The following is a 13,719-nucleotide window of genomic DNA, read 5'->3' as shown; positions in this document are numbered from 1 at the left end:
CACGAGCAGGCCCCTGTCCACCCACCCGGACAGGGGCCTGCTCACGGCGCGCGCGGTCATGACGGCGCCGACCGCTTCTTCAGCGGTTCCCACCAGGCACGGTTCGCCCGGTACCAGGCCACGGTCTCGGCGAGGGCTCCGTCGAAGTCGGCGCGCGGTACGTAACCCAGCTCGTCGCGGATCCTGGTGCAGTCCACCGAGTACCGCCGGTCGTGGCCCTTGCGGTCCTCGACGTACTCGACGTGCTCCCAGCCGGCCCCGCAGGCCGCGAGCAGCCGCCCCGTCAGATCCTTGTTCGTGAGTTCGGTGCCGCCACCGATGTTGTAGACCGAGCCGGGGATCCCCTTGGTGCGGACCAGCTCGATGCCCTGGACGTGGTCGTCGACGTGCAGCCAGTCCCTGATGTGGAGGCCGTCCCCGTACAACGGAACCGGCCGTCCGTCGAGGAGGTTCGTGATGAACAGGGGGATGAGCTTCTCGGGGTAGTGGAACGGGCCGAAGTTGTTGGAGCAGCGCGTCACCCGCACGTCCAGGCCGTGCGTACGGTGGCAGGCGATGGCCAGCAGTTCGGCCGCCGCCTTGGAGGCCGCATAGGGCGAGTTCGGCCGGAGCGGATCGGTCTCGGGCCAGGAGCCCTCGGCGGCGGAGCCGTACACCTCGTCGGTGGAGATGTGGACGAACGTCTCCAGACCGCTGCGCAGCGCGGCGTCCAGGAGCGTCTGCGTCCCCAGGACGTTCGTGGTGACGAACTCGGTCGCGCTGAGTATCGAACGGTCGACGTGGGACTCGGCGGCGAAGTGCACGATCTGGTCGTGTTCCGGGACCAGCCGGTCCACGAGAGCGCTGTCCCGGATGTCACCGTGAACGAAGCGGAAGCCGGGATGATCCCGGACAGGGGCGAGATTGGCGGTGTTGCCGGCGTACGTCAGGGCGTCCAGCACCGTGACCGTGACCCCGTCCGGTCCTTCGGGGCCGAGGAGGGTGCGCACGTGGTGCGAGCCGATGAATCCGGCGCCACCCGTCACAAGGATCTTGGTGGTCATGAGGAGATCTGCACCTTGCTGTAGTCGCCGAGTACCAGCCGGTGGGCCGCGCGCACCCGCGGAGCCGGGGTCACTTCGACCGAACGGCCGATGAGGGACGCCTCGACGCGGTGCACGCCTCTGATCGACGAGTCGGCCAGGATGATCGAGAACTCTATTTCGCTGTCCTCGATGTGGCAGTTCTCGGAGACCGAGGTGAACGGCCCGAGGTAGGAGTCGATGACCACCGCTCCCGCGCCCACGACGGCCGGTCCGACGATCCGGGATCCTCGGACCACGGCGCCGGCCTCGATCCGTACCCGGCCGATGATCCGCGTCGCGTCGTCCGTCTCGCCCTCGATCCCGGGGACCAGGGTCTCCAGCACGGTGCGGTTGGCCTCCAGCATGTCGTCGACGTTCCCGGTGTCCTTCCAGTAGCCGGTGATCGTCGTCGACCGGACCCGCAGGCGCTCGTCGATGAGCCACTGGATGGCGTCGGTGATCTCCAGCTCGCCGCGCCACGACGCCTTGACCGCCCGCACGGCCCGGTGGACCGCGGGGGTGAACAGATAGACACCGACCAGCGCCAGGTCGCTCCTGGGCTGCTGCGGCTTCTCCTCCAGCCTCACCACATGCCCGGCGGAATCCAGCTCGGCGACGCCGAACCGGGAAGGGTCGGGGACCCGGGTGACCAGAACCTGGGCGTCCGGCCGGTCCCTGCGGAAGGAGTCGACGACGTCCGTGATCCCGCCGACGATGAAGTTGTCGCCCAGGTACATCAGGAAATCTTCGTCGCCGAGGAAGTCGCGGGAAATGAGGACCGCGTGGGCGAGGCCCAGGGGGGCTTCCTGCCGGATGTAGGTGACTTCGATACCGAATTGCGAACCGTCACCGACGGCCTTCTCTATCTCGTCCGCCGTATCGCCCACGACGATGCCCACTTCGGTGATACCGGTGGCGGCAATGGCCTCGAGCCCGTAGAAGAGAACTGGTTTGTTACCTACCGGAACCAGCTGTTTTGCCGAGGTGTGCGTGATCGGGCGCAGGCGGGTGCCGGAACCACCGGCGAGTACCAATGATTTCATGCATCCCATATTTCACGGAGAATCCCCGCCTGCGTCCCCTGAGCGGTCTCCCGAAACCCCTATGGATGCTCTCCTCCGGGGATTTTGCGAGGCCCGCAAAGGAGTTCCCTCCCGCGACGGGCGCGGGAGGGACCATGGTGCGGTGGCTGTACGGCGTGTGCCGTACCGTCAGCCGCGAACTGCCTTCAGTGCGCCTGCCCAGTTCTCGAGCTGGTCGAGCACCCGGCCCAGCTCCTCCTCGCGGGTTTCCGACGGGGAGAAGGCGGGGTAACTCGGGAAGTCGACCGAGACGGGCAGCCCGAGCTGCGCCTGCACGGTCGCGATCTGCAGTTCGGAGGCGATCTGCCGCAGGTGCTCGACCGCGCGCACGCCGCCCGCGGCGCCGATGCTGACGAAGCCCGCGGCCTTGTTGTTCCACTCGCCGTAGATGTAGTCGAGCGCGTTCTTCAGCGCCGCGGGAGCGCTGTGGTTGTACTCGGGGGTGACGAAGACGAAGCCGTCGAACTCGGCGATCTTCGCTGCCCAGCGCTTGGTGTGCGCACCCTCGTACTGCCCGTACTGCGGCGGCAGCGCCTCGTCGTAGGCCGGCAGGTCGAAGTCCGCGATGTCGACCAGCTCGTAGTCGGCCTCCGGACGCTTGGAAGCGACGGTGTGCACCCAGTCGGCCACCTCGCGGGTGACCCGGCCCGGGCGAACGCTTCCGACGATCACGGCAATTTTGGGCATGACTGCTCCCCATCCCTATGAGTTGATGTATCAACTCAAGGGTGTGGGACTCCGAGGTGATACGTCAACTCCCATCGGGATCTGTTCACGGGACTGAAGTGAACCCGCATCAACGCGAGTTGGCCCGCACGAGGCGGGACCCGGCTCACCACCGGCCGGGGGAGTCGGGGACCAGGAGGGTGCGCAGCCGGTGCGCGCTGTCCTGGGCCAGGCGGGCCATGGTCCTCGTACGGGCCGCCGCTCCCCGGCTCCAGGTGGTGCCCACGCCCAGGGCGAGATAGCTGCCGCCGTCCTGGTTGAGGATCGGCACCGCGACGGTCAACTGCAGTGGATAGAGCTCTCTGCTGGAGACGGCGTAACCGCGTTCCCTGGTGGCCGCCAGCTCGTCGCGCAGTCGCTCGGCCGAGGTGATCGTGCGCTCCGTGAACCGTTCGAAGGGAGCGAGCGAGTCCAGCTCCGCGTCCGTGGGAGCCGGCCAGGCGAGGAGGGCCTTGCCGAACGCGGACGCGTGCAGGGGGACGGAGTTGGCGACCCGGGTACCCCAGTCGCCGGTGGCCTCGGTGACGGGCAGGTCGCTGACGACCAGGGCCTCGTTGCGGTCGCGCAGTGCGAGTGTGGCCGAACCGGACGTCTCCTCGGCGAGCCGCTGCAACTCGGGTCGTGCCAGGTCGAACCTGCGCTGGTGGATCAGTACGCGGTTGAGCCCGGCGATGGCGCTGCCGAGCCGGTAGCGCCGGGTCGTCGGGTCCTGCTCGAGGAAACCGGCTTTCTCCAGGGCTCTCGTCATCCGATAGACGCTGCTGACGTTCAGGTCGAGGCTCCGGGCTATGTCGGACACGCCGACGGGCCCCGGGGCCGTTCTGAGGCATTGGAGGACCTCGAAGGCCCGCTCAACCGTCTGGGCGCCCGCCGGGCGGCTGGGTGCGGGCTCCGGAGTGTCCTGTCGTGCCATGGGAGGTCCTGTTCCTTGGGCCGTCCGTGTGGACGGGGACGGGAGTGGGGGAGGGGGCTGCCGTCGTCGACCCCATCATGGCAAAGGTTGCCGCTATGTGAAATGTGCCTTCACTATTTGACAAGCTCTTCGCGGCTGCCCGAGCCTGACGGCATGACACACGCAGAGGCCGCGGCAGCGACCCCCGGGGTCCGCCGCCATGCCTGACGCCCCACCACCCACGTACGACTTCCTGGTTGTGGGCGCGGGAGTCGCCGGCTCGGTCGTAGCCGCCCGGCTCTCCGAACTCCCCGATACCACCGTTCTGTTGCTCGAAGCCGGACCCGAACTCCCCGATACCCCGCAGGCCCGTGACCCGTTACGTGGCGCCGAGCTGTGGGGCTCGGACGCCGACTGGTCCTACGACACCGTGCCGCAGCCCGGACTCGGCGGACGGGCCGTCCCCTGGCCCTCGGGCCGCGCGCTCGGCGGTTCGTCCGCCATCAACGCGTCGTTGTGGGTTCCCGGCGGCGCGGCGGACTACGACGCCTGGAGTACCTACGGCGAGGGCTGGTCCTGGGAGAGCGCCCGAGCGTCCCTCCGCCGGCTGGAGGACGACGGCACGGGGACCGGACGGGGCCCGCTGCCCGTCCGCCCCGGAGCCGAACACCCTCTGACCGAAGCTCTGTTCAGTGCCGCACAGGGGCTGGGTCTGCCCCGCGCAGAGAGGGACGCGGAAAGCCCCGAGGGCGTCGACGCCCTGCGCCTCACGGTGCGGGACGGGCATCGCGTCACCTTCGCGGACGCGTTCCTCGCCCCCGCGCGGACCCGCGCGAACCTGCGGATCGTGACCGGAGCCCACGTCACCCGGATCGTCGTCGAGGGCGGCCGCGCCACGGGTGTCACCTACCGGCACGACGGCGGCCCGCCCGTCTCCGTGGCCGCACGGCGGGAGGTGCTTCTCGCCGCGGGCGCCGTACGGTCTCCGCAGCTCCTGCTGCTCTCGGGTATCGGCCCCGCACAGGACCTGGAGCGGCTCGGGATTCCCGTCGTCGCGGAGCTTCCGGGCGTCGGGCGCAATCTCCACGACCACATATGCGTCGGTGGCGCGGTACGCGCCCCGGACACCGCCGGCACCGGGGAGCCGCACCGCAAGGGATCGGCCGACGGCACGGCGGGAGCGGTGGTGTTCGCGCGCAGCCGCCCCGAAGTGCCCGCTCCCGACATCGAGATCGTGCTCGCACCGGGCCGGGACACTCCCCGGGGCGAGGGGCCCGGGGTGACGTTCGGTGTGGTCGCGCTCCAGCCACGCAGCAGGGGGACCGTGCGCCTCGCGAGCACGGACCCGCTGGCGCCGCCCCTCATCGATCCCGGCTATCTGAGCGATCCCGGCGGCGACGACCTCGCCGTGCTGCGTGCCGGGGTGCGCCTCGCCCGCCGCCTCCTCGCCGCGCCCTCCCTCACCCCGTACGCGGGAGCGCCCCTCGGGCCCTCCCTCGCCGACGAGGACACCGACGCCCACATCCGAAGTGCGGCCGGGGCCATGTTCCACCCGGCCGGAACCGCCCGGTTCGGCCCGGACGGCGACCCGGACGCCGTGCTCGACGCCGAACTGCGCGTCCGGGGCATCACCGGGCTCCGCGTCGTCGACGCCTCAGCGATCCCCGTACTCAACCGCGGTCACACCATGGCGCCCACGGCGTTCGTCGCCGAACGCGCCGCAGCGCTCGTCCGGCGCTCGTGGCGCACCGGGGACGCGAACGCGGAGCACACCGGGCGCGCGGACTTCACCGCGCGCTCCCGCCACACCGAGCACGCGAAGGAGCGGCAGCCATGACGGTGAAGATCCTCTGGTACCTCCAGTCGGCCGACGGACCCGTCCCGTGGGAGGAGCACGGCGTCTGGCGCAACGACCTGCCCCGGCTGCGGGCGACCGCCGAAGTGATCGACCGGGTGGGGCTCTACGGCGCGCTGCTGCCGACCGGCCCGCACGAGCCGCTCGCCCTCGCCTCGGCGCTGACACCGCTCACCCGGCGGATGCGCTTCCTGGTGGCCCTGTACCCGGGGCTGGTCTCCCCGGCCAAACTCGTCGACATCGCGCTGGCCATCGACAACTTCAGCGAGGGGCGCCTGCTCTTCAACGTCGTCAACGGGCACGACTCCTGGCTGCCCGAATACGGCATGTTCCTTCCGCACGACGAGCGCTACTCCTACAGCGCCGAGTACTGGGAAGCCTTCTCCCGCCGCTGGACCAGCAGCAAAGAGCCCTACGAGGGCAAGCACATCCGGCTGGCGGCCCGGACCTTCGACGTCCCGCTCACCTTCTTCCCGGAGGCCGTCCAGTCCCGCATCCCGCTGTGGGGCGCAGGAGCCTCCGAGGCAGGAGTCGAACACGCGGCCAGGACCGTCGACTTCTACCTCAGCTTCGCCGATCTTCCGGACCGGCTCGGGGCGAGGTTCCAGAAGGTCGCAGCGATCGCCGCCACGCACGGACGCACGCTCGGGTACGGCACCCGGCTCCAGGTCGTCGTACGCGACACGGAGGAGGAGGCGTGGGCCCATGCCCGGTGGCTGCTGGAGCAGACCTCGTACGAGAAGGCCGTGGAACTCGTCTCGTACAAGCTCGGACCCGGCTGGCTGGACAAGGAGGTCGAGACCGACGACCCACGGGTGCGGCGCTGTGTCGACGCGCTCCGTGCCGGCCGGCTGCCCGAGGTCGAGGACCTGGTCGTCCACCCCAACATCTGGCTCGGACCGAGCACGTTCGGATTCGACTTCTTCGGGCCCGGCGCCGGAACATGGCTGGTCGGCACACCCGCCCAGGTCGCCGAGCGGATCCAGGAGTACGCCGCGCACGGCGCCGAGGCCTTCATCCTCTCGGGATGGCCGCTCGCGTCCGAAGCGCTGCGTTTCGGACGGGACGTGCTGCCACTCCTCGACACCGACCACGAGTTCGACATCCCGCCGTTCCAGCCGGACGGCTACGACGCACTGCTTGCCCACTTCCCGCCCCCTCGGGGCCCCGAGGTCGCGCCCGCAGTCGCGGCCCGCGGATCCGGGTCCCGATGACCGGCCACCGGGGACCGGGGGCCGCGGTTGCGCGGACCATCGACACGATCCGTCTCACCCGGTGCCCCGTCCCCACCGCGAGCGGCCTCGCCCATCGACTCGGGCTGCTCGACGCGGCGTTCGCGGGCGACGGCATCACGGTCACCCTCCTCCAGGACGGTGCGCCGGAGCTGGCCCGCCACCACCTCGACCACGAACTGCCCGGTCTCTTCCGCGAAGGAGGCAGCATCCCGGCGCTCGCCGCCCGGGCCCGGGGTGCGCCGACCCGGCTCATCGGCCTGACCTGGATCGAGGAGCGGCAGGCGATTCTCGTCCGCCCCGGATCGGGTATCGACAGCCCCGGGGCCCTCGCCGGACGGCGTGCCGCGCTGCCGGTCCACGGCGCCGAACCGGGCGCGGGCATCATGCGGGCGATGGCGCTGCAGGGCTTCAGGGGGGCGCTCGGGATCGCCGGACTCGGCCTCCACGCCGTGGAGTTCACCGAGGTTCCCGACGCCCGGGACGCGCACCCCGAGTGGACGGTCAACGGCGCGCTGCCCCACCCGTGGACCGGCATCGAGGCCCTCCGGCGCGGCGATGTCGACGCCGTCTACGTCAAAGGAGCCGCCGCACTCGCCCACGCCGCCGAGGCGGGCGTGGTGATCGGCATCGACCTCGACGACGAGGACGACCCGCGCAGCCGGGTCAACAACGGCACGCCCCGGCCGATCACCGTCCACGAACGGACGCTCGCCGAGCATCCCGAGCTTGTCGTGCGGTTCCTCGCCGAGACGCTGCGGGCCGCCGACTGGGCGGCCGGCCACCGGGAGGAGCTGCTGCGGATCCTGCACAGCGATACCGGTGGCACACCGGAAGCGGTCGCCGCGGCCCACCGCGGCGACTTCCACCGCCGTCTGCACCCCGGTCTGTCCGACGACCGGCTCACCCTGCTCGACCAACAGAAGGAGTTCCTCGTGTCCCATTCCTTTGTCAGGCCCGACTTCCCGCTGGACGCGTGGGTGGCCCACGAGCCGCTCCGGGCAGCGCACGCGCTGGTGGCCGCCCGATGAGCGCCGGAGTCGATGTCGACGCGTTCACGGCCACGCTGCTCGACGAGGCGACGACGGCGTTCAAGGTACTTCGCGAGACCGGGACGACCACCGCCAGCGCGACCCTGAGCTTCGTGGTGCGGGCACCGGGCGAGCAACTGGTCGCCGCGGTGAAGCACCCTGACCCGCTGCGCCCCGGCGCCAGGCCGGAGGTGGTGCTGACCTCCATCCTCGACGGTCCGGACGCGCTGCGTCCGTGGGGCGACGGGCTCCGCTACGCGGCGGTGTTCGCGGCTCACCCGTGGCTCAACGCGATCTCGCACGTCCACACGCCGTACCTCGCGGCCTGGGGGCAGACCCACCGTCCGCTGCCCATCCGCTATGTGCCGGTCCAGCGCGACACGCTCGCCGATGAACTGCCGGTCTACCTCGACCGTCGTGAGGCCGAGGACGCGTTCATCATCCGGGTGCTGGACGAGGACCCCGAGGTACCGGGAATCCTGGAGGCCAACGGCGGCGCCACCATCTGGGGGCGCGGCGGACTGCTGGACCTCGCCCGTACGATCCTGCTCATCGAGGAGGGCGCCCGCGCCCAGACGCTGGCGGCGAGCATCGGCGGATCCAGGAACTACGGTCCGGGCGTCCTGGCCCAGCAGTGGACCGCGATGGGACGCGCCGACAGCCCCCGGGCCCAGGCGCGTATCGCCGAGCTCGACGCGGTCACGGACTGACGGCGCCCGGCGGTGCACGGGGCCGGCACGGGCATCCCGTGAGGCGGCCGGAGGCCTGCGCGTCGTGATGCGCGGGCCTCCGGCCGGCTCACCCTCCCGGAAACAGCGACTCCCTGATTTGCCTAAAGGTATTAGGTAAATGCATCATGGGTTCAGTCCAACGGGAGGAATTCCATGGCGCGCGCAGGACTGAACGCGGAACGCCTCACCCTGGCCGGAGCGGAACTGGCCGACGAGGTCGGCTTCGAGCAGGTGACCGTCTCCGCGCTCGCCAGGCAGTTCGACGTCAAGGTCGCGAGTCTGTACTCGCACCTCAAGAACTCCCAGGACCTCCGGACCAGGATCGCGCTGCTCGCCCTGGAGGAGCTCGCCGACCGTGGCGCCGCCGCCCTGGCGGGGCGAGCCGGCAAGGACGCCCTGGCCGCCCTCGCGAACGTCTACCGCGACTACGCCCACGAGCATCCCGGCCGGTACGCCGCGGCCCAGCTGAGGCTCGATCCGGAGGCGGCGGCCGCCAGTGCCGGCAGCAGGCACGCGCAGATGACACGCGCGATCCTCCGGGGCTACGACCTGGAGGAACCCGACCAGACCCACGCGGTCCGGCTGCTGGGCAGCTTCTTCCACGGCTACGTCAGCCTGGAGATGGGCGGAGGGTTCAGCCACAGCGCCCCGGACACCCAGGAGACCTGGACCCGGATGATGGACGCCCTCGACGCCCTGTTGCGGAACTGGCCCGCAGTCTGAGGCCCCGTGACCCGACGCACCCGAACACTTCGATCAACAGGCTGAGACATGTACACAGAGCCCAACTGGATCACCACGCCCGTCACCGCTGACATCCTCCGCGGCGCCCTCGACCTGGAGCGCACCGCTCAGGGCCTTCTGCCGCACCGGCTTCCCGCCTGGGCCCGCGCCCAGTGCGCCGACGGGCAACTGGCGATGGCGGAGTCCCAGCCCTCCGGCGTACGGCTGGTGTTCCGCACCCGGGCGACCGCCGTCGAACTGGACACCCTGCCGACGAAGCGCGTCTACGTGGGTGCTCCGTCCCGCCCCGACGGCATGTACGACCTGCTCGTCGACGGCCGCCTGGCCGGCCGGGCCGGCGTGGACGGCGGCAACACCCTCACCATCGACATGACCACCGGGTCGGTCGTGCACGAACCCGGCCCGGCAGGCACTCTCCGTTTCGCCGATCTGCCCGACGGCGACAAGGACGTCGAGATCTGGCTGCCGCACAACGAGACCACCGAACTGGTCGCGCTGCGCACCGACGCCCCCATCGAGCCCGCACCGGACCGGGGCCGCAAGGTGTGGCTGCACCACGGCAGTTCGATCAGCCACGGATCCGACGCCGCGGGCCCCACCAGCACCTGGCCCGCACTCGCCGCGTCCCTCGGCGGCGTGGAACTGATCAATCTGGGCCTGGCCGGCAGCGCGCTGCTCGACCCGTTCACCGCGCGGACCATGCGGGACACGCCGGCAGACCTGATCAGCGTCAAGATCGGCATCAATCTCGTCAACGCCGACCTGATGCGCCTGCGTGCCTTCGGCCCGGCGGTGCACGGCTTCCTCGACACCATCCGGGAGGGGCACCCGACCACGCCGTTGCTGGTCGTGTCGCCCATCCTCTGCCCGATCCACGAGGACACGCCCGGCCCTGCCGCCCCGGACTTCAGCAACATCGGCGAAGGGAAGCTGAGTTTCCTCGCCATGGGCGACCGCGAGGACTCCACCCGCCTGACGCTCGACATCATCCGGCAGGAACTCGTCCGCATCACCACCGAACGGGCCGCCGAGGACCCCGACCTGCACTACCTCGACGGCCGCGCGCTCTACGGCGAGGCGGACTTCGCCGAACTGCCCCTGCCCGACCAGCTCCACCCGGACGCCGCGTCGCACCGTCGCATCGGCGAGCGCTTCGCCGCCGCGGCATTCGCCGCCACCGGCGTCTTCGCGGACAACAGGGCCTGAAAGGGCCGCTGTTCAGCCCGTCGGGCCGGGGCCCGGGGCGCCGAAGGTCCGCCGGTACGCCTCGGGCGGCAGCCCCGTGACACGAGTGAAGTGCCGCCGCAGCGTGGCGGCCGTCCCCATGCCCGTCCACACCGCGATCCGCTCGATGCCGGCGTCGCTCGACTCCAGCAACTCCTGCGCCTGCCGCACACGCTGACTGAGCAGCCACCGCAGCGGCGCCGTTCCGGTGACGGCGTGGAAGTGCCGGGCCAGGTTGCGGCTGCTCATCCCCGCCTGCCGGGCCAGGTCCTCCACCGTGAGCGGCTGGTCGAGCCGGGCCAGTGCCCAGGGAAGCAGGTCGGCGAGCGGGTGGTCGCGGCCGTGCGTCACCGGCGCCGGAATGAACTGCGCCTGGCCGCCGTCCCGATGGGGCGGGGTGACGAGTCGTCTGGCGAGCGCGTTGGCCACCGTCGCCCCGTAGTCGGCACGGACGATGTGCAGACACAGATCCATGCCGGCGGCCTTCCCCGCCGAGGTGAGGACGTCGCCCTCGTCGGTGAAGAGCACCCCGGCATCGACCCTGACGCGCGGATACCGCGCCGCGAGCACGTCCGTATGGGCCCAGTGCGTGGTGGCGCGGCGTCCGTCCAGGAGTCCCGCCGCGGCCAGGACGAAAGCGCCGGTGCACAGGGACACGATCCGCGCTCCCGCCGCGTGGGCGGCACGGACGGCGTCGACCAGATCTCCTGGCGGGTCCATGTCCACGCCACGCCACGCCGGGACGACCACGGTGTGCGCGTCGGCCAGGGCTTCCAGCCCCTGGGCGGTCTCGGCCCGGAACCAGTTCCCGACCCGGGCCCCGTCGGCCCCGCAGACGGTGAAGGAGTACCAGGGCCCGGCCAGGTCCGAGTGGTCCGTGCCGAAGACCTCGCAGGCCGCGGCGGCCTCGAAGAGCATGCTGCCCTCGGTGAGGGCCATCACCACGTTTCGCATGTCCGAAACTGTACGCCCCTCGTCGTTTCAGCCACTGGCCGCATGCGGGGCGGGCGCGGAACATTGTGTCCGAGGGGCACTTCGCCCCTCGGACGCAAGGAGACAGCGATGAGCCACACCTCTGCCGTATCTGCCGCACCGTCAGCCGGCGACCTTTCCGTGCCGCCTGTGGTCGCTGTCGTCGGTGCCTACGGACACACCGGCCGCTTCGTCGTGGCCGAGCTGCTGCGCCGGGGCATGACACCCCTCCTCGTCGGACGGGACCGGACGAGACTCGACGCGCTGCGGGACCTGGCCCCCGGCGCGCCCGTACGTGTGGCGACCACCGAGGACGCGGCTTCCCTCGACCGTGCGCTCGACGGCGCCGGCGCGGTCGTCAACTGCGCCGGCCCGTTTCTCGCGACCGCTCCCGCAGTGGCCGAGGCGGCGCTTCGCGCGGGCCTCCCGTACCTGGATGTCTCCGCCGAACAAGGCGTCACCGCCGCCCTGTTCGACACGTACGGGGACGAGGCCCGGGAAGCCGGAGTCGTCCTCGTGCCGTCCCTGGCCTTCTACGGCGGTCTGGGCGACCTGCTCGCCACCGCGGCCCTGGGCGCCTGGCCGGACGCGGACGAAATCACCCTTGCGTACGGACTCGACAGCTGGCACCCGACGCCCGGCACACGGCTCACCGGAGAGAGCAACGCGGGGCAGCACCTCACGTACACGGGAGGCAGGCTCCAGCCCTTCGGCTACTCCCCGGACGTCTTCCCGTGGCGTTTCCCGGAGCCGCTCGGCACCCAGGACGCCAGTGCGTTCCCGGCGGCCGAACAGGTCACCCTCCCGCGCCACGTGCGGACACCTGAGGTACGCGCGGTGATGAACCTCGCGCCGCTGCAGGACCTCCGCGCGGAGGACACCCCGGCGCCCGTCCCCGCGGACGGCAGCGGGCGCTCCGCACAGACCTTCCTCGTCGAGGCGGTCGTCCGCCGCGGCCAGGAGACACGCCGTGCCGTCGCAGGCGGGCGCGACATCTACGCGGTCACGGCACCGCTCGTCGTGGAAGCGGTCGCGCGCATCCTCGACGGACGCTGCAAGGCAACGGGCGTGGCCGCGGCCGGTGAGGCGTTCGACGCGGGGAGCTTCCTGCGTGCGCTGACGCCCGAGCACCTCACCCGGCTCGACCTGCCCGCCGACGCGGACCGATCCGCTCAGCGGGCGTCCGCCGGTACGCCGCGGAACGTACGACGGTAGGCGAGCGGAGTCACACCGATGGCCGTGTGCAGGTGCTGCCGCAACGACGTGCCGGTGCCGAAGCCGACCTGCGCGGCGATGTCGTCCACCGGAAGATCGGTCGATTCGAGCAGATGACGTGCCCGGACGACCCGCTGCTGGATCAGCCAACGCCCCGGACTCATCCCCACCTCCTCGCCGAAGCGGCGGGCGAAGGTGCGCAGGCTCATGCGCGCGTGGCCGGCGAGTTCGGTCAGACTCAGGGGCTCGTACAGGTGCTCCAACGCCCATTGGCGGGTGGCGGCCGTACTGTTCGCGGACGCCCCGGGCACCGGCTGTTCGATGTACTGCGCCTGCCCGCCGTCCCGCCACGGCGGAACGACGCAGGCGCGCGCGACGTGGTTGGCGACGGCGCTGCCGTGGTCCTTGCGCACGAGGTGCAGACACACGTCCACCCCTGAGGCCGCACCCGCCGACGTCAGGACGTCGTCGTCGTCGACGAAGAGCACATCCGGATCGAGCGCGATGTGCGGGAACCACTCCTGGAACAGCTGGGTGACGGCCCAGTGCGTCGTGGCCGGCCGGCCGTCGAGGAGACCGGTCGCGGCGAGGACGAACGCGGCCGTGCAGATGGACACGATGCGCGTGCCCTTCGGTACGGACGCGAGGGCCGCCGCGACCGGCGGCGGTACTTCCCGGGTGATGCGCGAGGTGTCGAAGGGCGGGATCACGACGGTGTCGGCCGTGGCCAGCGCCTCCGGTCCCTGCTCGACGGTGACCGAGAAGTCGGAGTTGGTGTGCACCGGACGGCCGTCGACGGTGCAGGTCACGACCTCGTACCGGCCGCCGGCGGCCCCGAAGACCCGGCTCGGAATACCCAGCTCGAACGGGTATACGCCGTCCAGTGCGAGAACGACGACGCGGTGTGGACGTCCCATGGCAGGATCCTGTCGAAAGGTGGCAATCATGCCA

At 71.1% G+C, this 13,719-nt stretch carries 13 protein-coding genes; 7 read left to right on the top strand and 6 right to left on the bottom strand.

Going from position 1 to position 13,719, the window contains the following annotated elements:
• Window positions 1-56: 56 nt before the first annotated feature.
• The 4 genes from rfbB to OG257_RS02855 all read right to left on the bottom strand — a co-directional run bounded on the left by rfbB (window position 57) and on the right by OG257_RS02855 (window position 3,785).
• Entirely contained in the window at window positions 57-1,043 is a 987-nt protein-coding gene (gene rfbB, locus OG257_RS02870; protein ID WP_329204444.1) for a dTDP-glucose 4,6-dehydratase, read from the bottom strand.
• Complete coding sequence (locus OG257_RS02865) at window positions 1,040-2,107, bottom strand: glucose-1-phosphate thymidylyltransferase (protein WP_329204443.1); 1,068 nt, start codon at window positions 2,105-2,107, stop codon at window positions 1,040-1,042. The genes rfbB and OG257_RS02865 overlap by 4 nt, the downstream gene beginning before the upstream one ends.
• 168 nt (window positions 2,108-2,275) lie before the next feature.
• Window positions 2,276-2,833, bottom strand: a complete 558-nt coding sequence (locus OG257_RS02860; RefSeq protein ID WP_329204442.1) for an NADPH-dependent FMN reductase — start codon at window positions 2,831-2,833, stop codon at window positions 2,276-2,278.
• Window positions 2,834-2,978: 145 nt separating this feature from the next.
• Window positions 2,979-3,785, bottom strand: a complete 807-nt coding sequence (locus OG257_RS02855; RefSeq protein ID WP_329204441.1) for an IclR family transcriptional regulator — start codon at window positions 3,783-3,785, stop codon at window positions 2,979-2,981.
• A 199-nt stretch (window positions 3,786-3,984) separates the two neighbouring features.
• On the opposite strand from OG257_RS02855, the gene OG257_RS02850 reads away from it, so the two are divergent.
• The 6 genes from OG257_RS02850 (at window position 3,985) to OG257_RS02825 (ending at window position 10,563) form a co-directional block, all read left to right on the top strand.
• Window positions 3,985-5,601 carry a GMC family oxidoreductase gene (locus OG257_RS02850; protein ID WP_329204440.1) on the top strand — a complete coding sequence of 539 codons (1,617 nt, stop codon included), beginning with the start codon at window positions 3,985-3,987 and terminating at the stop codon, window positions 5,599-5,601.
• Window positions 5,598-6,833, top strand: a complete 1,236-nt coding sequence (locus tag OG257_RS02845) for an LLM class flavin-dependent oxidoreductase (protein WP_329204439.1) — start codon at window positions 5,598-5,600, stop codon at window positions 6,831-6,833. Before OG257_RS02850 ends, OG257_RS02845 begins: the two co-directional genes overlap by 4 nt.
• Entirely contained in the window at window positions 6,830-7,882 is a 1,053-nt protein-coding gene (locus tag OG257_RS02840) for an ABC transporter substrate-binding protein (protein ID WP_329204438.1), read from the top strand. The genes OG257_RS02845 and OG257_RS02840 overlap by 4 nt, the downstream gene beginning before the upstream one ends.
• Window positions 7,879-8,592 carry a class II aldolase/adducin family protein gene (locus OG257_RS02835; RefSeq protein ID WP_329204437.1) on the top strand — a complete coding sequence of 238 codons (714 nt, stop codon included), beginning with the start codon at window positions 7,879-7,881 and terminating at the stop codon, window positions 8,590-8,592. The genes OG257_RS02840 and OG257_RS02835 overlap by 4 nt, the downstream gene beginning before the upstream one ends.
• Window positions 8,593-8,766: 174 nt before the next feature.
• Window positions 8,767-9,336 carry a TetR/AcrR family transcriptional regulator gene (locus OG257_RS02830; protein WP_329204436.1) on the top strand — a complete coding sequence of 190 codons (570 nt, stop codon included), beginning with the start codon at window positions 8,767-8,769 and terminating at the stop codon, window positions 9,334-9,336.
• Between the two features lie 48 nt (window positions 9,337-9,384).
• Window positions 9,385-10,563 (top strand): GDSL-type esterase/lipase family protein, encoded by a 1,179-nt coding sequence (locus OG257_RS02825; protein WP_329204435.1) that lies wholly within the window; start codon window positions 9,385-9,387, stop codon window positions 10,561-10,563.
• Window positions 10,564-10,575: 12 nt separating this feature from the next.
• Here the strand turns inward: OG257_RS02825 and OG257_RS02820 are convergent, their stop codons facing one another.
• The gene (locus OG257_RS02820) at window positions 10,576-11,535 is read right to left on the bottom strand and encodes a helix-turn-helix domain-containing protein (RefSeq protein ID WP_329204434.1); all 960 of its coding nucleotides are present in this window, start codon (window positions 11,533-11,535) and stop codon (window positions 10,576-10,578) included.
• Window positions 11,536-11,643: 108 nt separating this feature from the next.
• Between OG257_RS02820 and OG257_RS02815 the strand changes: the two genes are divergently transcribed.
• Entirely contained in the window at window positions 11,644-12,768 is a 1,125-nt protein-coding gene (locus OG257_RS02815) for a saccharopine dehydrogenase family protein (protein ID WP_329204433.1), read from the top strand.
• On the opposite strand, the gene OG257_RS02810 is transcribed toward OG257_RS02815, so the two are convergent.
• On the bottom strand, window positions 12,726-13,685 hold the full coding sequence (locus tag OG257_RS02810; protein ID WP_329204432.1) for a GlxA family transcriptional regulator: 960 nt from the start codon (window positions 13,683-13,685) through the stop codon (window positions 12,726-12,728). The genes OG257_RS02815 and OG257_RS02810 overlap by 43 nt on opposite strands.
• Window positions 13,686-13,719: the final 34 nt, after the last annotated feature.

It is taken from the genome of Streptomyces sp. NBC_00683, assembly GCF_036226745.1.
GTDB lineage: Bacteria > Actinomycetota > Actinomycetes > Streptomycetales > Streptomycetaceae > Streptomyces.
Note: the sequence above shows the minus strand (reverse complement) of the source record. Positions and strands in the feature narration are given on the sequence as shown.

Bases quoted from the DNA above. Each gene is read 5' to 3' on its own strand.
- rfbB (WP_329204444.1), bottom strand. From the start codon at position 1,043: ATGACCACCAAGATCCTTGTGACGGGTGGCGCCGGATTCATCGGCTCG.
- OG257_RS02865 (WP_329204443.1), bottom strand. From the start codon at position 2,107: ATGAAATCATTGGTACTCGCCGGTGGTTCCGGCACCCGCCTGCGCCCG.
- OG257_RS02860 (WP_329204442.1), bottom strand. From the start codon at position 2,833: ATGCCCAAAATTGCCGTGATCGTCGGAAGCGTTCGCCCGGGCCGGGTC.
- OG257_RS02855 (WP_329204441.1), bottom strand. From the start codon at position 3,785: ATGGCACGACAGGACACTCCGGAGCCCGCACCCAGCCGCCCGGCGGGC.
- OG257_RS02850 (WP_329204440.1), top strand. From the start codon at position 3,985: ATGCCTGACGCCCCACCACCCACGTACGACTTCCTGGTTGTGGGCGCG.
- OG257_RS02845 (WP_329204439.1), top strand. From the start codon at position 5,598: ATGACGGTGAAGATCCTCTGGTACCTCCAGTCGGCCGACGGACCCGTC.
- OG257_RS02840 (WP_329204438.1), top strand. From the start codon at position 6,830: ATGACCGGCCACCGGGGACCGGGGGCCGCGGTTGCGCGGACCATCGAC.
- OG257_RS02835 (WP_329204437.1), top strand. From the start codon at position 7,879: ATGAGCGCCGGAGTCGATGTCGACGCGTTCACGGCCACGCTGCTCGAC.
- OG257_RS02830 (WP_329204436.1), top strand. From the start codon at position 8,767: ATGGCGCGCGCAGGACTGAACGCGGAACGCCTCACCCTGGCCGGAGCG.
- OG257_RS02825 (WP_329204435.1), top strand. From the start codon at position 9,385: ATGTACACAGAGCCCAACTGGATCACCACGCCCGTCACCGCTGACATC.
- OG257_RS02820 (WP_329204434.1), bottom strand. From the start codon at position 11,535: ATGCGAAACGTGGTGATGGCCCTCACCGAGGGCAGCATGCTCTTCGAG.
- OG257_RS02815 (WP_329204433.1), top strand. From the start codon at position 11,644: ATGAGCCACACCTCTGCCGTATCTGCCGCACCGTCAGCCGGCGACCTT.
- OG257_RS02810 (WP_329204432.1), bottom strand. From the start codon at position 13,685: ATGGGACGTCCACACCGCGTCGTCGTTCTCGCACTGGACGGCGTATAC.